Below are 19172 nucleotides of genomic sequence, written 5' to 3'. Positions count from 1 at the left end.
TGAATACTGCTTTAAGAGTTTTTTGTATTCACGAGGCCATCCAATGTCTTTCAAGTCCTTGCGTATCCTGGCCGCCGTCGCGACGTCGATGGCTCTTCTGGCGGGCATGCCCGCATCCGCCGCCGAGAAGGTCTCGCTGCGCCTCAAATGGCTGGCGCAGGCGCAGTTCGCCGGTTTCTACGTGGCCAAGGCCAAGGGCTTCTATGACCAGGCCGGGCTCGACCTGACGATCAACCCGGGTGGTCCCAACCTGAACGTCGAGACGCTGGTCGCCTCGGGCAACGACACCTTCGGCCTCGCAGGCGGCACCGAGACCGTGCTCCTGGCTCGTGAGAAGGGCCTGCCGCTGGTGTGCATCGGCGTGACCGTGCAGAACACGCCCTTCACCTACGTGACCTACAAGGATTCCGGCATCACCAAGGTGAAGGACTTCGCCGGCAAGAAGGTCGCGACATGGTTCACCGGCACGCAGTACACGCTGTACTCGATGCTCGCTTCGGCCGGCGTGAAGCAGAGCGACCTGACCATCGTTCCCCAGTCGGGCTCGATGGCGCCTTTCGTCGAGAAGCAGTTCGACGTGGCCGCCGCCACCTACTACAACGAGCTCAACACGCTGAAGGAGCAGGGCCTGGGCGACAAGCTCACGCTCATCAAGCCCGACGACTACGGCGTGGTCGTGCAGCAGGACACGGTGCTCGTGTCCGAGAAGTACCGCAACGAGAAGCCGCAGCAGGTGCAGGCCTTCCTCACGGCCACCATCAAGGGCTGGAAGTACGCGCTGCAGAACAAGAAGGAAGCCATCGACATCGTCATGGCCGCCGCCCCGAGCCTGAATCGCGCGCACCAGGCAGCCATGCTCGACGAGTTCGAGAAGCTCGTGAAGGCCGGCAAGGGCACCACCGACGGCATCCTCGCCATCGACCTGCCCACCGTCGAGAAGATGCAGGCGCAGCTCGTGGGCTACAAGGCGCTGAAGGCGCCGGCCGACCTGTCGAAGGCCTACGACCCGAGCTTCTGGACGCAGGTGCCCGCCGCCGACAAGAAGTTCTGAGCCGCGCCGCCATGAAGTTCATGCCCCATGAAGTGATGCCGCCCGCCGCGAGCGACACGGCGCCGCCCATGCTCGAACTGGTCAACGTGTGGAAGCGCTTCGGCGAAGCGCAGGCGCGGACCGTCGCGGTGTCGGGCGTCAACCTGCGGATCGCGAAAGGCGAGTTCGTCACTCTCGTGGGCCCTTCGGGCTGCGGCAAGTCGACGCTCTTCAACATGATCGCGGGCCTGCTGCCGCCCGACGACGACGGCTCGCTGCTCTTCGGCGGCGTGCCGCAGCGCGACGGCCAGCTGCTCGGCAAGGTGTCGTTCATGCCGCAGCGCGACCTGCTGTTTCCGTGGCGCACCGTGCTGGACAACGCCATCCTCGCGCTCGAGGTGGAGGGCCTGCCGCGCAAGGAAGCGCGCGAACGGGCCCGCGCCATGCTGCCCGAGTTCGGTCTGGCGGGCTTCGCCAACCACTACCCGCACCAGCTGTCGGGTGGCATGCGCCAGCGCGTCGCGCTGATGCGCACCTTCCTGTTCGAGCGCGACCTGATGCTGCTCGACGAGCCCTTCGGCGCGCTCGACGCGCTCACGCGCAGCCGCATGCAGCACTGGCTGCTCGACATCTGGGCGCGCCACTGGCGCACCGTGCTCTTCATCACGCACGACATCGACGAAGCCATCGTGCTGGGCGACCGCGTGCTGGTGATGAGCGCGCGCCCCGGCACGGTGAAGAGCGAGACGGTGATCGACCTGCCGCGCCCGCGCGATCCGTCGGTCGTGCTGACGCCGGAGTTCATCCGCATCAAGCAGCGCCTGCTGGCCGAGATCGAGGAAGAAAGCCGCAAGACCTTCGCGCAGGAGGGCACCGCCTCGTGAACGATTTCCTGCAGTGCGCAGTGCGCTCGCCCGCGCTGGCCTTCGTGGGCCTGGCACTGGTGTGGGAGGTCTGCGTGCACGCCTTCGCGCCGTCGCCGCGCTACCTGCCTGCACTGAGCGCCATCGCGCAGGACGCCTGGTCGGTGTGGCCGCAGCTCGCCCGCGGCTTCGGCCGCACGCTGCTGGAGACCGTGCTCGGCTTCGCGATGGGTGCGCTGTTCGGCTGCGCCTGCGGCACGGTGTTCACCTATTCGCGCTGGATGGAGCGCTCGGTGTTCCCGCTGTTCGTGGTGTCGCAGACGGTGCCGGTGGTGGCCTTCGGCGCACTTATCGTCATCTGGTTCGGCAACTCGCTGCTGGCCAAGGTGATGACGGCGTTCTTCCTGACCTTCTTCCCCGTCACCGTGAACACGCTGCGCGGGCTGAAGTCGTGCGACCCGCAGCGCATCGCGCTGATGAAGAGCTTCGGGGCCAACCGCCTCGTGCTGTTCTTCAAGCTGGCCGTGCCGTCGGCGCTGCCGCAGGTCATGGTCGGGCTGCGCGTGGCCATCGGCCTGAGCCTGATCGGTTCGGTGGTGGGTGAGTGGTTCGGCGAGACAGTGGGCCTGGGCGTGATGCTGATGGAGGCGATGAACGCCGACCTCGTGGTGCGCCTGTGGGTGGTGATGTTCGCCTGCGGGCTGATGGGTGCGCTGCTCTACGGGCTGCTCGCCTTCGTGGAAAGGAGGCTCGTATGGTGGCGCAGCGAAAGCTGATGGCATCGCCTGTCGCTCCGGTGGTGCTGGGCATCGCCGTGCTGCTCGCGGTGTGGGAGGGCGCGATATGGCTCTTCGGCATCCCGCCCTTCGTGCTGCCCAGTCTGGGCACCATCGTGCAGCATGCGTTCACGGACACCGGCCGCCTGACGGGTGCGCTGCTGGCCACGCTGGGCGAGGCGCTCGGCGGCTACGCACTGGGCGGCCTGCTCGGGCTGCTGCTGGCAGTGGTGCTGCTGCTGGTGCCGCCGCTCGAACGCATCGTGATGCCGCTGGCGGTGGCTGTGAACGCGGTGCCCACGGTCGCCTATGCGCCGCTCTTCCTGATCTGGTTCGGCCTCGGTGCCGCCTCGAAGATCGCGCTGGTGGCGCTGGCGGTCGGCTTCACGATGCTGGTGAATGCGCTGCACGGCCTGAAGCAGGCCGACCTCGCGGCAGTGAACCTGATGCGCAGCTTCGGGGCAGGGCCCTTGAAGATCGTCTGGCGTCTGCGCCTGCCGGTGGCCATGCCCTCGGTGGTCACGGCACTGCGCATCGGCGTGCCGCGCAGCATGATCGTCGCGATCGTCGGCGAGATGCTGGGCGCCTACGCGGGGCTGGGGCGAATGATCTATGAATCGACGCAGCAGGTCGACCTGCTGAGCGTGTGGTCGGCGGTGCTCGTGGCATCGCTGGCGAGCATGGTCTTCTACGGCCTGCTCGTGTGGATCGATCAAAAGCTCGTGTGGTGGCGATGATGGCGAAGACGAATCCCGCGGCATACCCCGAGACCGAAGCCGAGCTGCGTGTGCAGCTCGCCGCCTGCTACCGGCTGGTGGCGCACTTCGGCATGGACGACCTGATCTACAACCACATCTCGGCGCGCGTGCCGGGGCCGGAGCATCACTTTCTCATCAACCCCTACGGGCTGCTGTTCTCGGAAGTGACGGCGTCCTCGCTGGTGAAGATCGACCTGGACGGCAACAAGGTGGACGACACCGACGCCGAGGTCAACCGGGCCGGCTTCGTCATCCACAGCGCGATCCACGCGGGGCGCCCCGACGCGCTGTGCGTGCTGCACACGCACTCGGAGGCCGGCACGGCGATCGCCGCTATGCCCAACGGCCTTTCGCCGCTGAGCCAGTTCGCGATGCGCTACCAGGGCCATACCGCCTTCCACGACTACGAGGGCGTGGCACTGGAGACCGGCGAGCGCGAGCGGCTGGTGCGCGACCTGGGCCCGCACCACACGCTGGTGCTGCGCAACCACGGCATCCTGACCGTGGGCCGCACCATTCCCGAGGCCTTCATCCTCATGTACTACTTCGAGAAGGCGGCCAAGGTGCAGCTGCTCGCGCAGGGCGGGGTGGCGCCCGGCGAATCGCTGGTGTACCCGCAGCCCGAGGTGAGCGAACTGGCCGCGCGCCAGTTCACCGAATTCGCGGGCGACATCCTGCCGCCCGGCACGCGCGAATGGCCTGCGTTCCTGCGCATGCTGGAGCGCACCCAGCCCGACTACCGGCTCTGAGCGCCGGCAACTTCCTTCCTGTTCATCCACAGAGACACATCCCGACCATGCAACTCGAGAACCTCACCTCCTTCATCGGCACCGAAGTCACGGGGCTAGACCTGCGCGAGCCAGTGAGCGACGCCGACTTCGCGGTGCTGCGCGACACGCTCAACCAGCGCTCGGTCCTGCTGTTTCGCGGCCAGAGCATCAACGAATCGCAGCACGTGGCCTTCTCGCGCCGCTTCGGGCCGCTGCTGGGCCACGTGCTCACGCAGTTCCTGAAGAAGGAGCATCCCGAGGTCTACGTGCTGTCGAACGTGTCGGAGAACGGCAAGCCCATCGGCAACCACAAGGAGGGCTGGAACTGGCACTCCGACCTCTCGTACAAGGCCGAGCCCTCGATGGGCGCGCTGCTCTACGCGCTGGAAGTGCCGCCGGTGGAGGGCGACACCTTCTTCGCCTCGATGCATGCCGCCTACGAGGCGCTGGACGACGACACGAAGGCGCGCATCCGCCACATGACGGCCACGCACAGCTACGCCAACTACTACGGCAAGGCCTTCGCCGACCGTGCTCCGCTCACGCCCGAGCAGCTGGCGGCCACGCCCGACGTGGTGCACCCGCTGGTGCGCACGCACCCCGAGACCGGCCGCCTTTCGCTGTACGTGGGCGAGGACGTGGTCAAGCACATCGACGGCCTGCCCGCCGACGAGAGCGTGGCGCTGCTGGCCGAGCTGAACGCGCACGCCATCTCGCCGGAGTTCAGCTACCGCCACAAGTGGCTCGCGGGCGACCTGCTGGTGTGGGACAACCGCTGCACCATGCACCGCGCCACGCCCTACGACGACAACGTGTACCGCCGCGTGATGCACCGCACCACCGTGGCCGGAGACCGCCCGTTCTGAAATCCCCGAATGGCGCGCGGGCCCAGCGTCCGAGTGCCTGAATCGCACCGACAAAGACAAACACAACAAGGAAGGCAAGAACATGGAACCCGATGAACCCGAGATGACCGCCGACCCCTCGGCGCCGCGCGCACGCGAGCGCCAGCGCGGCAAGGGCGCGACGCTGTCCGACGAGCTGAAGGACACGCTGGAGGACCTGATCGTCAGCGGCGTGCTCAAGCCCGGTGCGCGGCTCGACGAGGCCGAGCTGGCCGAGCGCTTCAAGGTGTCGCGCACTCCGGTGCGCGAGGCGCTCAAGGCGCTGGCCGCCACGGGCCTTGTCGACCTGCGCAGCCGCCAGGGTGGAGTGTGCGTGGCGCGCATCTCGCTGCCCATGCTCATCGAGATGTTCCAGATGATGGCGGTGATGGAGGGCCTGTGCGCCAAGTTCGCCGCGCGCCGCGCCACCGAGGCGCAGAAGCAGCGCATGAGCCAGTTGCACGACGACCTGACGAGCATCCTGGCCTCGGGCGACCACTCGCGCTTCTACGACGTGAACCAGGACTTCCACGATGCGCTCTACGAAGCCTCCAACACGCACTACCTCGCGGAGCAGACGCGCGCGCTGCGCAAGCGCGTGCGCGTGTACCGCCGCTACGTGACCTTCCAGCCCGGGCGCATGAGCGCCACCATCGGCGAGCACGGCGCCATCCTCGACGCCATCCGGCGCAACGACCCGGGCGCCGCGTTCAACGCCGCCATCGACCACGTGAGCCTGCTCGAGGACGACATCGTCGACCTGATCGCCGCGCTGTCCGAGCAGGACGCGGCGGGCGCTGCCTGATCTTTCCACACGACCATCTTTTTCCCGATCGCATCCCAGGACATCTCTCCATGAAACTCGAACTCGACGGCAAGACCGTGCTCATCACCGGTGCCTCCAAGGGCATCGGCCTCGCCGCGGCCCATTCGTTCGCGGCCGAAGGCTGCCACCTGCAACTGGCCGCGCGCGACGGTGTCGCGCTGGCCGCCGCCAAGGAAGAAATCGAGAAGCTCCATCCGGTCAAGGTGCGCATTCATCCGATGGACCTGGCCGCGCCCGGCGCCATGGTGCAGCTCGCCGAGGCGGCAGGGCATGTCGACATCCTTGTGAACAACGCGGGCGACATCCCTTCTGGCCCCATCGAGTCGCTGGACTTCGCCCTGGTGCGCCGGGGCTTCCAGCTCAAGGTGCTGGGCTACATGGAACTCAGCCAGATCTACTACGCACGCATGAAGGCGGCGGGCGGCGGCGTGATCGTGAACGACATCGGCAACTCCGGCGAGAACTGGGACGCCAACTACATCGCCGGGTCCACCGGCAACGCGGCCGTGATGGCCTTCACGCGCGCGCTCGGCGGCGTGAGCCTGGACGACGGCATCCGCGTGGTGGGCGTGAACCCCGGTCCAGTCGCGACCGACCGCATGGTCAAGCTCATGAAGCGCCGCGCCCTCGACACCCATGGCGACGAAGGCCGCTGGGAGGAACTGTTCGACAACTATCCCGGCGGTCGCCCCGCCACGCCGGAAGAGGTGGCCGAACTGATGGTGTTCCTGGCCTCGCCGCGCGCGGGCTACATCACCGGCACGGTGGTGACCATCGACGGCGGCATCGCGGCGCGCGGCTCGATCATCAAGACCAGCAAGAAGGCCATGGCCGCCGAACAGCAGAGGCTTGCGGCATGAACGCGGCGCTGAACCCCGCCGCAGCGGTGCCGGCCGTGACGAGCGATGCCGAAACCCGCAACCGGTACTTCGACCGGCTGTTCTCCAACCCCGCGCTGATGTGGCTGGGCCAGAACACCAACCACTTCCCGCTGCACCCGGCCGTGCGCAAGGCGCTGCACGACGCCATCGACGACGAGAGCTTCCATGCCTATGCGCCGCCGCTGGGCATGGAAGCGCTGCGCTCTGCCATCGTGGCCGATCTCGGCGTGCCGGACCAGTCGGCCGTGGTGACCGACGGCGCGGTCTCCGCGCTGGCGCTGGCCTGCCGCGCCTTCTGCGTGGCGGGCAAGGGCTTCGTCACCACCGACCCGGGATGGAAGTGGCCGCTGCAGTTCGCGGCCAAGGCCGGTTCGGCGATCACGGAGATTCCGATCTACGGGCCGGAATACGGCTTCAAGTTGTCGGCCGAGGCGCTGGCCGCTTCGACCGATGCGAACACCGCCGTCATCTATCTCGTGGACCCCAACAACCCGCTGGGCACCACCTACACCGAGGACGAGATCCGCGCCTTCGCGCAGCGCGCCCGCGAGATCGGCGCCATCCTCATCCACGACTGCACCTACCGCGACTTCGCCGACAGCCACACGCTGGCGTCGCGCTTCTACCCGGAAGGCACCGTGACCATCGTGAGCTTCTCGAAGTGGCTGGGCCTCGCGGGCCTGCGCCTCGGTGCGCTCGTGGCCTCGCCGGAGCTGCTCGCGCGCATCCTGCCGCACTCGCAGGCGCCGCTGGGCGCGAGCGTGCTGGCGCAGCGCGCGGCCATCGCGGGCCTGGCGGTGAAGGCCGAGTGGATGGCCGAGGTGATCGCGCAGCAGCGCGAGAACCAGCGGCTGATCGTCGACGCCTTCGCGAAGCTGCCGGGCTTCGAGGTGCCGGTGTTCCCGTCGCAGGCCAACTTCATCGTGGTCGAGTGCAGCAAGGCGGGCGTGACGCCCGAGGCGCTGGTCACTGCGCTGGGCGAGCACGACATCATGGTGCGGCAGGGCACGTACCACACGCCGCGCTTCGGGCACCGCTTCGTGAAGATCTCCACCACCGTGCCCAGGGCCTGGGCGCAGGCGCTGTGCGACGTGCTGCCGCAGGCGGTCGAGCGTGCGCGCAGCCTGCCGGCGACGGCGGCGCTGTTCTGAGGAGGGGCCGACCATGAGTTTCGCCACCACCCCCGACGGCGTTCGCCTCTACTACGAGACCGCCGGCAGCGGCACGCCGATCGTGTTCGTGCACGAGTTCGGCGGCGACCACCGCAGCTGGGAACCACAGATGCGCTACTTCGCGCGGCGCCACCAGTGCGTGACCTTCGGCGCGCGCGGCTACCCGCCATCGGACGTGCCGGCCGACGTGGAGCGCTATTCGCAAGCGACTGCGGCCGACGACATCGTCGCGGTGATGGACGCGCTGGGCCTTGCGCGCGCGCACATCGTCGGGTTGTCGATGGGCGGCTTCGCCACGCTGCACTTCGGCCTTCGCCATGCGCAGCGGGCATCGTCGCTGGTGATCGCCGGCGCGGGCTACGGCGCAGAGAAGGAGCACGAGGAGTACTTCCGCGGCGTCTCGCTCGAAGTGGCCAGGCAGTTCGAGGCGCAGGGCTCCGAGAAATTCGCGCGCACCTATTCGCTGGGCGCGAGCCGCGTGCAGTTCCAGAACAAGGACCCGCGCGGCTGGCAGGAATTCGCGACCTGGCTCGGCCAGCACGATGCCGTCGGCGCGGCCAACACCATGCGCGGCGTACAGGCGCGGCGCCCCTCGATCTACGACCTGGAAAGCGAGTTGCGCGCGATGAGCGTGCCCTCGCTCGTGGTGGTCGGCGACGAGGACGACCATTGCCTGCAGCCCGGCATCTTTCTCAAGAAGACGCTGCCGGCATGCGGCCTTGCCGTGATGCCCAAGACCGGCCATACGCTCAACCTGGAAGAGCCCGCCGCGTTCAATGCCTTGCTGGCCGAGTTCTTCGCCCAGGTCGAGGCCGGCCAGTGGAAGCCGCGCGATCCGCGCGCGCTGCCCAGCCAGATCATGAAGACCGACTGATGAGCGCGGCGACCGCCACCGAAGCCGCTGCTGCTGCTGCCGCCGAGGGGCAGGGCATCTGGCGCATCGACGCCGACCGGCTGTGGGACCGGCTCATGGCGCTCGCCCGCATCGGCGCCACGCCGGGCGGCGGCGTGAACCGGCAGGCGCTGAGCGCGGAAGAGATCGCGTCGTGGCACGCGATGATCGACTGGGCGCTGTCGGTCGGCCTGGAGCCGTCGACCGATGCGGCGGGCAATCTTTTCATCGCGCTGCCAGGTGCCGACCGCGACGCGCCGCCCGTGCTCGCGGGCAGCCATCTCGACAGCCAGCCCGGAGGTGGGCGCTTCGACGGCGTGTACGGCGTGGTCGCGGCGCTGGAAGTGCTGACCACGCTGGCCGCGCGCGGCGTGCGTCCGCCTGTGGACATCGTCTGCGTGGCGTGGATGAACGAGGAGGGCTCGCGCTTCGCGCCCGGCATGATGGGCTCGGAAGCCTTTGCCGGCGTGCGCAGCCTTCAGGCCGTGCGCGAGGTGTGCGACGCCGACGGCATCCGCGTCGCCGATGCGCTCGATGCCCTGCATGCGGCTTTCCCCAGCCTGCGCCGGCGCCCGCTGGGCTTTCCGGTGGCGGCCTATGTCGAGGCGCACATCGAGCAGGGGCCGCTGCTGGAGGCGCAGGAACGCGTGATCGGCGTCGTCACTGGCATCCAGGGCAAGAAGACATTCGACGTCGTGATCGACGGCGAGCGCGGCCATGCCGGCACGCTCGCAATGGCGGATCGTCGAGATGCGCTCGCGGCCTTCGCGCGCATCGCGACGGCGCTCCATGCCGAGATCGGCGGTCACGACGACGCGGTGAAGTTCACCATCGGCCGGTTGCAGGTGGAACCCAACGCGCCCTCGGTGGTGCCCGAGCGGGTGACGCTGCGCATCGACCTGCGGCATCCCGACAACGCAGTGCTCGATCACCTGGGGACGCGGTTGGTCGAACTGTGCGGGACGCTCGCCGCGCCGTGCCAGGCGAGCGTGACTCCTTTGGTCGATGCTCCATCCAACGGCTTCGACGCTGCGTTGCAGCGGGCAATCGCGGAGGCCGCCGAGCGCATCGGGCAGCCGCACATGCCAATTCTCTCGGCCGCCGGCCACGATGCGCGCCACCTGGCGCCGCTGTGCCCCAGCGCGATGATCTTCATTCCCTGCCGCGACGGCGTGAGCCACGCGGAACATGAGTGGGCCGAGCCCGCGCACGTGGTGGCCGGAGCGAACGTGCTGTTGCGCGTGCTGCTGCCCTACACAAGGGCTGGACTGGGAGATTCGCCATGAATGCAGTCGACACCGCCACCGCCACCGTCATCGACATGGCCGACCTGCCCATGCAGCATCCGCGCGCGCCGGCCAGCGCGGCGCAGGCCAGGGCGCGCTTCTTCAACTCCGGCAACGCCTTCAACGTGAAGCTGCCCGAGGTGCCCGCGCGGCTCTTCGCGCCGCCTCCGGAAGGGCGCCATGGCGTCTTCGATTGCGACCAGTCGCGCGCGCTCGACTGCGGCTTTCCGGCCACCACGCCGCTGATGCTCGCGCGCTATGTGCGCATCGCCGCTCGCGACGCGTTGCTGCCGCTGGATGTGCGCGCCACGGGGGCGGTCTGGTACGTGATCTCCGGCAGCGGCAGGTTGACGGGGGCGGTCGACGGCTTTGCCTTCGGCGCGGGCGACGTGTTCCTGCTGCCCGGCGCATCGGGCTACCGGATCGAAGCAGGCTCCGAGGGCGCGCTGCTGTGGACGGTCGGCAACGAGCCGCAACTGGCCTTCGAGCGCGCGCAGCCGGCGCCCGTGGCCGGCGCGGCCATCGATGTCGTGCACTATCCGGCCGCGGAGATCGAGCGCCAGTTCGAACTGATGTTCTCCTGCGTCACGCGCGACGAAACCTCGGGCCGGGCACTGATCTTCTCGTCCGACCGCCAAGCCGCCGCGCGCAACCTCACGCCCACGCTGACGCTGAGCTTCAACACGCTGGAGCCGGGCACGCACCAGCGCGCCCACCGCCACAACTCGGCCGCTGTGACGCTGGTGGTGCAGGGCGAGGGCTGCCATTCGGTGGTGGGCGATGCGGTGTGCCCGTGGACGCCGTGGGCCACGCTGGTCACGCCACCCGGTGCGCCGCACTCGCATCACAACGCCGGCTCGCGCGGCGCACGCTTCCTGATCGTGCAGGACGGCGGACTGCACTATCACGCGCGAACGATGGGATTCGAATTCCTCGAAGCTGCCGGTTGATTGGCGCACGCCTGCCCGCGAGAGCACAAGCAGGGAAGCAGAACGTTCACGCCCGCTTCTTCGACCTGTCATTTGGGCGCGCCACCATCCGCGGCATGGCTGGCCAACTTATCTCCATCGCCCTGACCGTAGACCAACACGACGCAGGCGACTATTTCTGGGTACTGCTGGAATCCTTCGACAACTCGATGGAGTTCGAGCCGCTGATGGAAGCGGCCACCGGATTCGCCACCTACGCCGAAGCCCTGCAGGCAGGCTATGTCGTGCTGAAGGGACTCTCCGAAGACCTGAACGTCGGGCCTCGCGAAGAGGCCGATGAGCTGATCTCCACGGCAGAAGCGGCTCTCGGCAACGCCCGCTGACACGCTTCGGCACGGCCGCCGGAATGCCCGGCGGCTGTCAGAGGCGGTAGGCCCTGGCTGACACGCACCCCATGAGCCTCCGGCGAAATTGACGTTTCCGGTCATCGACGTTGCAGCGCCCCTGGCAGGCCATCGCAACGCCCCGGCCGGAACGACAACAAGTCATCAGGGGTGGTCGCATGGTGGAGTATTTCAGGGTAGGCCTTCCGTACATCCGCATCCGCTTCAAGGTGCCCGCGCGGCGTGGCGGCAGGGTCGAGTTGCAAGGAAGGTTCGGAGTCATCACCGGCGCGAGCGGCGAGCACTTGCTGGTTCGCTTCGATGGAGAATCGACCGCCTCCATCGTTCATCCGGTCGAACTCAACTATGTGGAGGCGGGGGAGGCTGTAGAACCCAGGTCGCCGTCGGCGTTGCCACCCGAGTAGGGCAATTGCGACACGACCTTGGTGAAGGGGCCCCACTGCACGGCGTATTGATCAGCAAACTCTTCGACCTGACGAGCGTTGGCGCTGCTCCAGTGCCTTGAGTACCAATCGACGTGATGTCCGACCTCGTGGCAGAACAGGTGCTCGAGGTAGAAGCGCTTGAGGTCGGCCGCCGAAAAGGCCGCATACCACCGGCCATGCTCGCTGACGAGCTTCGCGCCAAAACGCAGGTACGGCGCAACATGCTGGGACTTCGGTTTCTTGCGCCCGACATACAGGCGTCCGTCGACACGCCAGGGATACAGGATGATGACGCGAACACCGCTGCCATAGATGAACAAGGCAAGCGGCGCATCCAGGCCGGTCATGCGTTCGGGTCTGCGGCGGAGCCAGATATGCGTGATGCCTTCCCCGTGACTTGCGGGAAGCGCCTGCAGCGCGGCCGCGCACTCTTGCACCGATACGGGGAAGAAGAAATCGCGTGACGGGTTGTCCTGAAGCAGAAGAGGCAGCGTATCCCCTGGCCCAGGCCGTTGCAGCGAGTGTGCGCGTGCCACGATGTTGTCCGTGAACCGGCGTCGTGTGCGTCCGCCATGGATGTCGCCGTAGGTCCGGCTCTTCTTCCAAGGCGTTGCTGAACGGTTCTTCATGAAGGCCTCGATCGGCGCGGGCTATGCTGGCGCCTGTTTTTTGATTCGGCCGAGATGATATGAAGAAATCCAATCCACCCGGGAAGACCGCTGCCAGCACATACGACATCAAGAAACAGTGGCACTGGGGTCGCGGCATGCGGGAGCTTCGCATCGCCGATTTTCTGAAGGACGGCCGGTTGCTGGTTCCTGGCGAGTACACGGGGGAGGGGCCCGCCACCGACGACGGCACCGGTGCGCTCCGGACTGTTGGCGGCATCCAGGTTGGCGCCGCGAACTACGAGACGGGATTGATGTGGGTGGGCCGGAAGCTGCGGGAAGGAGACCTGCCGGCAAAGCCCGGAGGACCGTCGACACCTTGAGGGCTTGAGGGTAAATCCCGGCGATTTTTGTCTGCAGCAGACCTATCTTGAATCTGTGACCAACTGCTGGAGACGATCATGTTGATGGTTACAAAAGTGGCGGCGGTCAGCCTGACTGCCATCGTCATGGGCGGCACCCCGTCGCCGGGCAGCGATCCTGCCGGCCTCTCCCTCGTCACATCGCCGGTTGCAGCCGTGCAGCCGTCTCCAGGCTTGCCGAGCCAGCCGTGCGTGAATGGGTGCAACGTCTGGCGGATGATCCACGAGCGTCGCTGAATCGGTTGCTCCTGCCGGTCGCGGACTGGTTAACGGTCGCCAAAGACTGTATATTCGTACAGTCTTTGGCTGCAAGCCCGATTGGTGCCTTCGTGCGCCGGGGCGATGAACCATGAACCAGTTCGAGCTTTTCTTCCCGAGGGCTGCGGTGACGGCCTTGCCTGTTTCTTCCATGCCGCAGCCGCATTTGCCGGCATTGCCGGCGGAGCCGTCATTCGCGCAGATGGCGCACGAGGAGCCATTCCGGTTCGACGATGCCGAAGTCGAGGCGCGCGTCACCTACACCGTGCGGCTCGCGGACTATTCGCCCCCGGCAGCCGATGCCGTAAGAGTCGCGGAGCAGCGCTTCCGGCGCGAGATAGACCGGCAGCTGGGCGACGACGTCGTCGAGGCATTGCGGGCATTCCAGAACGCGAGCGAGTCGAGCGAAAGCGACCTGTCGAAGGCCGAGATCGCCATGGCCAGGCGCTGGGCCAAGGCCTACGACGCGGCGCGCACCGCGGGCTTTCGCGACCTGGGTGAGACCGACGAGGCCTTCTTCGACGTGCGGCCTGTCTGAGCCGTGTAACCGGCGGGCGCGCCGGGTTGCTGCGAATCCGGCCGGAGATGTGTCAAAGTCCGCAAGGCACTCAGACATCATTGCTCCGAAAGCAGACAGTGTTTCGTCGACCATCCATCACCTTCCGGACAACGGCCTTCGTCGCCGTCGTCTGCCTCGCCCTCGTCGCGCTCGACTTCCTGAACAGCTGGCATTCGCGCGCGGTCCAGCTCAAGCAGATGAGCGTTGCCACGTCGAACCTCGCGCGCGCGATGGCGCAGCAGGCGGACGACACGATCAAGCAGGCCGATACCGCGCTGATCGGCATCGTCGAACGCATCCAGCACGACGGCACGGGGCCCGCGGCCCTCGACCGGCTCCACAGGCTGCTGGCGATGCGGGTGAACGAACTCCCGCAGCTCGACGCGCTTCACGTCTACGACAAGGACGGAAACTGGGTCGTCAACTCCCGGGAGGAGCCGCCGCAGAACCTGAACAACGCGCAGCGCGAGTACTTCGCCTTCCATCGCGAGCACGCGGAGCGCGGCCCGCACATCGGCGTGCCGGTGAAGAGCCGGACCAACGGCAAGCTGCTCATTCCCGTCTCGCGGCGCATCGACAACCCGGACGGCAGCTTCGGCGGGGTGGCGCTCGCGACGATCGACGTCGAGTTCTTCGGCAAGTTCTACGACAGCCTCGACATAGGCGAGGCCGGCGCCGTGGCGCTGATCCTCGAGAGCGGGACGATGATGACCCGCCGGCCCTTCAGCGTCGAAATGGTGGGGCGGAACATGCGCGAAACCGGACTCTTCCGCGCATACAAGGACCAGGGGCCGGTCGGCACGGCCGAGATCCTGTCGGCGCAGGACGGCATCACGCGGCTGAACAGCTTCCGGCGCCTTGCCAACTACCCGCTGTTCGCCGCGGCGGCTCTCTCCAAGGACGAGATCCTGGCCGCCTGGTGGCGGGAAACGCTCTGGCACACCGGCGGGGTCATCCTGCTCACGTTGATCGTCGGCTTCGTGGGCTGGCGGCTGGTCAGGCAGATGGAGCTGCAGAACAGGACCGAGGCCGAGTTGCGGCGCGCGCGCGACGCGCTCGAGAAGCTCAACAAGACCCTAAACACCCTCGCCATGGAAGACGGCCTTACGGGCCTTGCGAACCGGCGGCAGTTCGACGTGACGCTGGACAACGAATTCAGCCGCGCCATGCGGGACGCGAGCACGCTGGCGCTGATATTGATCGATGTCGACTGCTTCAAGCAGTACAACGACATCTATGGCCACGCGGCCGGCGACGAGTGCCTGCAGACGATCGGGCGCACCATCGCAAGCCTCGCGGCCCGGCGTCCGGGCGATCTTGCCGCGCGGTACGGCGGGGAAGAACTGGCCGTGCTGCTGCCGAAGACCGACGTGGCTGCCGCCGCCGTCCTCGCGGAAAAGATCCGCAGCGCGGTTCGCGACCTGGAGATCGTGCACGCCGGCATGCCAGGGGGTTTCGTGACCTTGAGCGCAGGCGTGGACGCCTTCAGCCCCGCCGAGACCCCGAGTCCGCCGAAGGAACTGATCCAGTCAGCCGACAGGGCGCTCTATGCGGCCAAGATGGCGGGCCGCAACCGCGTCTGCACGGCGATGCGTTCGACGCAGACATGAGCGAGGAGCCGCCTGGCTCCGGCGCCGGACACCGGCGATACGCGCAAAGCGCATAAGCAAGCGCGATAAGCGGATTTCCCTCGGGACCGCATCACGGGCAAGACTCGAAGGCCAGTCACAACACAACCTTCAGACCTCCGGATGCCCGGCATTTCCCATTCCTCGCGCCCGCTTCGCCTCGGATTCTTCAGCCGCCTGCTCGACGATGCTCCCGCCGCGGAGCGCTACCGCCTGGTCGCCGCGCAGATCGCCCACGCCGAGGCCTTCGGCTTCGACTCGGCCTGGGTGGCGCAGCATCACTTTCATGAGCACGAGGGCGGGCTGCCTTCGCCCTTCGTCTTCCTGGCCTACGTGGCTTCGCGCACCCGGCGCATCCGGCTGGGCACGGGCATCGTCACGCTGCCGCTGGAAAACGCCGTGCGAGTGGCCGAGGACGCGATCGTGCTGGACCTGCTCTCGGGCGGCCGGCTCGAAGTGGGCGTGGGAACGGGCGGCACGCCCGAGTCATTCGCGGCCTTCGGGCTCGACGGCAACGACCGATCGGCCATCTTCGCCAGGCAGCTCGCCGCGGTGCGCTCGGCATGGGCAGGCCAGCCGCTGGCCGGTGGCGACACGCTGTACCCCTCGGGCTTGCAGCTGCTGGGCCGCATCTGGCAGGCCACGTTCTCGGTGAGCGGCGGCACGCGCGCGGGAGAGGCGGGTGACGGCCTGATGCTCTCGCGCACGCAGCCGCGTCCCGGGCATGCGCCGCATGCCTCGCTCGCGGAGATCCAGAACCCTATCGTCGATGCCTACCTTGCAGCGCTGCCTTCCGGCCATACGCCGCGGATCGTGGGCTCGCGCAGCGTCTTCGTGGCGGACACGCGCAAGGAGGCCCTGCGCCTGGCCGACATCGGCCTGCGCCGTTCGGCGGCTCGCTTCGGGGCTTCGGGCCAGACCGGTCTTGCCGACAGGGCCGGTCCCGACGCGCCGCTCGAACAACTGATTGCCGAGTACGACGTGCACGTTGGATCGCCGGAGGACGTGATCGCCTCGCTGCGCGCCGACAGCACGCTCGCGCGCGTGACCGATCTCGTCTGCCAGGTGCATTCGGTCGATCCGCCGCACGAGGCGATCCTGCGCTCCATCGAGCTGACCGCCACCGTGGTCGCGCCGGCCCTGGGCTGGACGCGCGGGGCGAGCGCGCCGGATCTCCAGGCACTTGCACTTCTCTAGCCGCATTCCTTTTTCCATGAACGCCATCGCTTCCTCATCTTCCTCCTCCTCTTTTTCTGCAGCTTCCCTCGCAGCGGCGGTGCCCGATGTCATCGACCGGCTTGCCGGCATCGAGCCTGGCAGCCACCTCGACCGCATCCGCTCGCAGCGCGAGCAGGCGCGCATCCATGCGCAGCAGAGCTATCTGGCACTGTTCGCACCGACGCCACCGCTGTTTGGGAACTTCGAAATCGCGGACCGGTTTGCCATTGCGGCCTTCGTCGCGGGGCTGCACGGCCAGGCCGACGTGGCGCGCTTCTATGCGGATGCGCTGCCGGGGCAGGGCGCTCGTGCCGGAGTGGTCGAGGCTGTCGCCGTCGAAACAAAGCGGGGTGCCGCACAGGGGCCCTATGGCCGCTATCCCACCGGACCGCTCAGCGTAGAGGACGCGGGCGGTGCCTCGTACGCGGTGAGCGACGCGCAGCGCGCGGTGCTGGGCGAGCGGCTTTCGGCCGGCTTCGAGCACGCACACCTGCTCGTCTTTCATCCGCGCGATGCGAGCGCTGCAGCACTGCAGTCGCTGCTCGACGCGGGATGGTCGAGCACCGAGATCGTGACGCTGTCGCAGCTCGTTGCGTTCCTCGCGTTCCAGATCCGCGTCGTCAGCGGCTTGCGGGCTCTGGCGCAACGCCCCGTCACCCTTGTCGATTGAGTCGAAGAGAACACCATGAGCGCCGAATCCGTGCTGAACCATCCCGGGAACATTCATCCGAACGCCTTCACGCAGGCGCAGCTCGAATGGCTGCCCTGGCTCGAGCCGCTACCCGAGGCCGACCTGGCCGAGCGGCACTTCACCGGGCTGGTGGATGCATCGCGTGCGAAGTCGCCGTACTTCCGCCTGCTGGCGCGCGACCCGGACATCCTTGGCGCCCGCACGCGCACCGACAAGGACATCTTCTACAACCCCGAAGCCGGCCTGCCGCGCGCCGAGCGCGAACTCTCGGCCACCGCGGCTTCGCGCTTCAATGGCTGCATTTATTGCGCCTCGGTGCATGCGCGCTTCGCCTCGCATTTTTCGCAGCGCACGGACGACGTGCAGCGGCTTCTCGACGAAGGCGTGAAGGCCGAACTGGGCGAGCGCTGGAATGCGATCGTGGCGGCGTCGGTCGCGCTGTCTGCCACGCCGTCCGCGTTCGGGCCCGAGCACGTGGCTCAACTGCGCGCGCAAGGGCTGGACGATCTTGCGATTGCCGACGTCATCCACGGCGCCGCCTTCTTCAACTGGGCGAACCGGCTGATGCTGTCGCTGGGAGAGCCGCAGGCGTCCGCAAGCAGCTGATCCAGCTGATCCGCCTCACGACAGCAGATTCAGCAACCAGGCCAGGAACTGGCCGATGGCGACCAGTGCGGCCCACAGGGCGCGGAGTGCGTCGAGCAAATCAAGGGCCCTACGAAATGACGGCGGCTCGACCGAAGCTAGCGGGGACCAAAGCCCGGCCCCGGCCCGCCGTGGCCGCCATGACCGAAGAGCGCACCAAGGAAAGCCGCGGCGATGATCCCGGTGGCCACGGCCGCCAGGACATATTGCCCATCGACGTAACGCCAGGCATAGCCCTGCGGGGGCTCGTAGAGGCCTCGGGATTGCCAGTCGCTCACGACGTATGCCTCGCCTCGATACCCGGGCGGAAGCGTCGAACCGGGCGCGAATGTCACGGTGGGGGCGGTCGGCGGTGGCGCGACCACGCAGCCGCTGAGTGTGGATGAGACCGCGACGATGGCCGTCGTGGCGATGATGGTGAGCTTCCGGGCGGTGTATCGCATGCGGGTTTTGTTCCTCTGGACAACAGGGAAGCTCAGCCTATGGCGGGACCTGGGGTGAAATTCGGAGAGACCGGAAGAGGCGGGGGATTGGGCCGGAGGCGGCGGCGCACTATCCTGGCGATAACGCCTTATCCAGCCGGGTCTCTGCCTGCGACCTCATCGGCCGGGCAGGTGCCACGCGTTCCCGATCCGGGCAGCAACTGGGGAGCCGTGGTGCGATGCCTGCCAGCCGCGTGACTTCTTCCGCCACTCCCAAGGCCCCAAGGTCTGCCGGCGCCGCAGTTCGGCGCGACCTTCAGCGGCAATGTCGTTAATCACGATCGACTGGTGAGCCATGCCTTCTGAACGGAAGTCAGACTCTGCGGCCTGCAGGAAGATCCAGCTCTACGCCCCCAGCGATCCTGCATGGGAGACCTCCTCGGGCTTGAGGATGATCAGTGGAAAGACCGCATGCTCGATGCTCTGGAGCCCGCCGCATCCGCACTCAGGGATCCCGGGCGAGACAGCGAAAGTTCGCCACGTGCTTCTTATTCACTGGATCTCGTCGCACCAGACCTTGAAGCCGTCCAGCTTGTCCGGACCGAAGGTGCAGGACAACGCCACGTCGCTGGCATCCCGTCCCTGCGCAATCAGCACGCGGCCGATGCGGGGTACGTTGTTGCGCGCATCGAAGGTGTACCAACGGTCGCCCAGGAAAGCCTCGAACCAACCTGCGAAATCCATCGGGCCGAATGGCGGCGCAGTTCCGACATCTCCCAGGTATCCGGTGCAATAACGTGCGGGAATGTTCAGGCATCGACATAA

General features: G+C 67.4%; 23 protein-coding genes. 20 read left to right on the top strand and 3 right to left on the bottom strand.

Translation table 11 applies throughout. From position 1 onward, the window contains the following. Positions 1-43: 43 nt before the first annotated feature. From BMY35_RS17270 to BMY35_RS17210, 13 genes are all read left to right on the top strand, one after another. Positions 44-1051 (top strand): ABC transporter substrate-binding protein, encoded by a 1008-nt coding sequence (locus BMY35_RS17270; RefSeq protein ID WP_093201437.1) that lies wholly within the window; start codon positions 44-46, stop codon positions 1049-1051. Positions 1052-1062: 11 nt separating this feature from the next. Beyond that, complete coding sequence (locus BMY35_RS17265; RefSeq protein WP_093201434.1) at positions 1063-1914, top strand: ABC transporter ATP-binding protein; 852 nt, start codon at positions 1063-1065, stop codon at positions 1912-1914. Further along, positions 1911-2669: an ABC transporter permease gene (locus tag BMY35_RS17260; protein ID WP_093201431.1), complete on the top strand. Its 759-nt coding sequence runs from the start codon at positions 1911-1913 to the stop codon at positions 2667-2669. The genes BMY35_RS17265 and BMY35_RS17260 overlap by 4 nt, the downstream gene beginning before the upstream one ends. Continuing rightward, positions 2648-3406: an ABC transporter permease gene (locus tag BMY35_RS17255; protein ID WP_093201429.1), complete on the top strand. Its 759-nt coding sequence runs from the start codon at positions 2648-2650 to the stop codon at positions 3404-3406. Before BMY35_RS17260 ends, BMY35_RS17255 begins: the two co-directional genes overlap by 22 nt. After that, a complete protein-coding gene (locus BMY35_RS17250) occupies positions 3406-4176 on the top strand; it encodes a class II aldolase/adducin family protein (protein WP_093202194.1) in 771 nt (256 codons plus the stop codon). The genes BMY35_RS17255 and BMY35_RS17250 overlap by 1 nt, the downstream gene beginning before the upstream one ends. Before the next feature lie 47 nt (positions 4177-4223). After that, on the top strand, positions 4224-5063 hold the full coding sequence (locus BMY35_RS17245; protein ID WP_093201426.1) for a TauD/TfdA dioxygenase family protein: 840 nt from the start codon (positions 4224-4226) through the stop codon (positions 5061-5063). Between the two features lie 82 nt (positions 5064-5145). Further along, positions 5146-5886, top strand: a complete 741-nt coding sequence (locus BMY35_RS17240; RefSeq protein WP_093201424.1) for a GntR family transcriptional regulator — start codon at positions 5146-5148, stop codon at positions 5884-5886. A 50-nt stretch (positions 5887-5936) separates the two neighbouring features. Beyond that, positions 5937-6767, top strand: coding sequence for an SDR family oxidoreductase (locus tag BMY35_RS17235; protein WP_093201421.1), 831 nt, complete (start codon positions 5937-5939; stop codon positions 6765-6767). Beyond that, positions 6764-7939 carry a pyridoxal phosphate-dependent aminotransferase gene (locus tag BMY35_RS17230; protein WP_093201419.1) on the top strand — a complete coding sequence of 392 codons (1176 nt, stop codon included), beginning with the start codon at positions 6764-6766 and terminating at the stop codon, positions 7937-7939. Before BMY35_RS17235 ends, BMY35_RS17230 begins: the two co-directional genes overlap by 4 nt. A gap of 13 nt (positions 7940-7952) precedes the next feature. Beyond that, positions 7953-8834: an alpha/beta fold hydrolase gene (locus BMY35_RS17225; protein ID WP_093201416.1), complete on the top strand. Its 882-nt coding sequence runs from the start codon at positions 7953-7955 to the stop codon at positions 8832-8834. After that, positions 8834-10138, top strand: a complete 1305-nt coding sequence (locus BMY35_RS17220; RefSeq protein WP_093201414.1) for a Zn-dependent hydrolase — start codon at positions 8834-8836, stop codon at positions 10136-10138. Before BMY35_RS17225 ends, BMY35_RS17220 begins: the two co-directional genes overlap by 1 nt. Beyond that, positions 10135-11088, top strand: a complete 954-nt coding sequence (locus BMY35_RS17215) for a cupin domain-containing protein (protein WP_093201411.1) — start codon at positions 10135-10137, stop codon at positions 11086-11088. The genes BMY35_RS17220 and BMY35_RS17215 overlap by 4 nt, the downstream gene beginning before the upstream one ends. Beyond that, positions 11085-11450 carry a hypothetical protein gene (locus BMY35_RS17210; protein ID WP_256228688.1) on the top strand — a complete coding sequence of 122 codons (366 nt, stop codon included), beginning with the start codon at positions 11085-11087 and terminating at the stop codon, positions 11448-11450. Before BMY35_RS17215 ends, BMY35_RS17210 begins: the two co-directional genes overlap by 4 nt. Before the next feature lie 364 nt (positions 11451-11814). Here the strand turns inward: BMY35_RS17210 and BMY35_RS37730 are convergent, their stop codons facing one another. Further along, positions 11815-12525 (bottom strand): hypothetical protein, encoded by a 711-nt coding sequence (locus BMY35_RS37730; protein WP_143080700.1) that lies wholly within the window; start codon positions 12523-12525, stop codon positions 11815-11817. A gap of 59 nt (positions 12526-12584) precedes the next feature. Between BMY35_RS37730 and BMY35_RS17195 the strand changes: the two genes are divergently transcribed. The 7 genes from BMY35_RS17195 (at position 12585) to BMY35_RS17165 (ending at position 17886) form a co-directional block, all read left to right on the top strand. Continuing rightward, entirely contained in the window at positions 12585-12887 is a 303-nt protein-coding gene (locus tag BMY35_RS17195) for a hypothetical protein (protein WP_093429338.1), read from the top strand. Positions 12888-12965: 78 nt separating this feature from the next. Next, the gene (locus BMY35_RS17190) at positions 12966-13163 is read left to right on the top strand and encodes a hypothetical protein (protein WP_093201399.1); all 198 of its coding nucleotides are present in this window, start codon (positions 12966-12968) and stop codon (positions 13161-13163) included. A 112-nt stretch (positions 13164-13275) separates the two neighbouring features. Then, the gene (locus tag BMY35_RS17185; protein WP_093201397.1) at positions 13276-13722 is read left to right on the top strand and encodes a hypothetical protein; all 447 of its coding nucleotides are present in this window, start codon (positions 13276-13278) and stop codon (positions 13720-13722) included. Positions 13723-13820: 98 nt separating this feature from the next. After that, positions 13821-15353: a sensor domain-containing diguanylate cyclase gene (locus BMY35_RS17180; RefSeq protein ID WP_093201394.1), complete on the top strand. Its 1533-nt coding sequence runs from the start codon at positions 13821-13823 to the stop codon at positions 15351-15353. A gap of 141 nt (positions 15354-15494) precedes the next feature. Then, the gene (locus BMY35_RS17175; protein WP_093201392.1) at positions 15495-16568 is read left to right on the top strand and encodes a putative FMN-dependent luciferase-like monooxygenase; all 1074 of its coding nucleotides are present in this window, start codon (positions 15495-15497) and stop codon (positions 16566-16568) included. A gap of 16 nt (positions 16569-16584) precedes the next feature. Then, a complete protein-coding gene (locus tag BMY35_RS17170) occupies positions 16585-17259 on the top strand; it encodes a CMD domain protein (RefSeq protein ID WP_093201389.1) in 675 nt (224 codons plus the stop codon). A 15-nt stretch (positions 17260-17274) separates the two neighbouring features. Next, positions 17275-17886, top strand: a complete 612-nt coding sequence (locus BMY35_RS17165) for an alkylhydroperoxidase domain protein (protein WP_093201387.1) — start codon at positions 17275-17277, stop codon at positions 17884-17886. Positions 17887-18023: 137 nt separating this feature from the next. Here BMY35_RS17165 and BMY35_RS17160 read toward each other — a convergent pair whose 3' ends face one another. Together BMY35_RS17160 and BMY35_RS17155 are read right to left on the bottom strand one after the other, a co-directional pair. Beyond that, on the bottom strand, positions 18024-18368 hold the full coding sequence (locus BMY35_RS17160) for an RcnB family protein (protein ID WP_093201384.1): 345 nt from the start codon (positions 18366-18368) through the stop codon (positions 18024-18026). A 531-nt stretch (positions 18369-18899) separates the two neighbouring features. Next, a partial coding sequence (locus tag BMY35_RS17155) for a transglutaminase-like domain-containing protein (RefSeq protein ID WP_143080699.1) occupies positions 18900-19172 on the bottom strand: 273 nt, incomplete at its 5' end.

Source organism: Variovorax sp. YR750 (assembly GCF_900109805.1).
In the GTDB taxonomy this organism is placed as follows: Bacteria; Pseudomonadota; Gammaproteobacteria; order Burkholderiales; family Burkholderiaceae_C; genus Variovorax; species Variovorax gossypii.
The sequence above is the reverse complement of the archived record's forward strand: the minus strand, read 5'-3'. Positions and strand labels throughout refer to the sequence as shown.

Coding starts and splice junctions, on each gene's coding strand:
- BMY35_RS17245 (WP_093201426.1), top strand. CDS start 4,224: ATGCAACTCGAGAACCTCACCTCCTTCATCGGCACCGAAGTCACGGGG.
- BMY35_RS17160 (WP_093201384.1), bottom strand. CDS start 18,368: ATGCGATACACCGCCCGGAAGCTCACCATCATCGCCACGACGGCCATC.
- BMY35_RS17190 (WP_093201399.1), top strand. CDS start 12,966: ATGTTGATGGTTACAAAAGTGGCGGCGGTCAGCCTGACTGCCATCGTC.
- BMY35_RS17165 (WP_093201387.1), top strand. CDS start 17,275: ATGAGCGCCGAATCCGTGCTGAACCATCCCGGGAACATTCATCCGAAC.
- BMY35_RS17250 (WP_093202194.1), top strand. CDS start 3,406: ATGGCGAAGACGAATCCCGCGGCATACCCCGAGACCGAAGCCGAGCTG.
- BMY35_RS17225 (WP_093201416.1), top strand. CDS start 7,953: ATGAGTTTCGCCACCACCCCCGACGGCGTTCGCCTCTACTACGAGACC.
- BMY35_RS17270 (WP_093201437.1), top strand. CDS start 44: ATGTCTTTCAAGTCCTTGCGTATCCTGGCCGCCGTCGCGACGTCGATG.
- BMY35_RS17265 (WP_093201434.1), top strand. CDS start 1,063: ATGAAGTTCATGCCCCATGAAGTGATGCCGCCCGCCGCGAGCGACACG.
- BMY35_RS37730 (WP_143080700.1), bottom strand. CDS start 12,525: ATGAAGAACCGTTCAGCAACGCCTTGGAAGAAGAGCCGGACCTACGGC.
- BMY35_RS17175 (WP_093201392.1), top strand. CDS start 15,495: ATGCCCGGCATTTCCCATTCCTCGCGCCCGCTTCGCCTCGGATTCTTC.
- BMY35_RS17240 (WP_093201424.1), top strand. CDS start 5,146: ATGGAACCCGATGAACCCGAGATGACCGCCGACCCCTCGGCGCCGCGC.
- BMY35_RS17220 (WP_093201414.1), top strand. CDS start 8,834: ATGAGCGCGGCGACCGCCACCGAAGCCGCTGCTGCTGCTGCCGCCGAG.
- BMY35_RS17185 (WP_093201397.1), top strand. CDS start 13,276: ATGAACCAGTTCGAGCTTTTCTTCCCGAGGGCTGCGGTGACGGCCTTG.
- BMY35_RS17195 (WP_093429338.1), top strand. CDS start 12,585: ATGAAGAAATCCAATCCACCCGGGAAGACCGCTGCCAGCACATACGAC.
- BMY35_RS17255 (WP_093201429.1), top strand. CDS start 2,648: ATGGTGGCGCAGCGAAAGCTGATGGCATCGCCTGTCGCTCCGGTGGTG.
- BMY35_RS17230 (WP_093201419.1), top strand. CDS start 6,764: ATGAACGCGGCGCTGAACCCCGCCGCAGCGGTGCCGGCCGTGACGAGC.
- BMY35_RS17215 (WP_093201411.1), top strand. CDS start 10,135: ATGAATGCAGTCGACACCGCCACCGCCACCGTCATCGACATGGCCGAC.
- BMY35_RS17235 (WP_093201421.1), top strand. CDS start 5,937: ATGAAACTCGAACTCGACGGCAAGACCGTGCTCATCACCGGTGCCTCC.
- BMY35_RS17170 (WP_093201389.1), top strand. CDS start 16,585: ATGAACGCCATCGCTTCCTCATCTTCCTCCTCCTCTTTTTCTGCAGCT.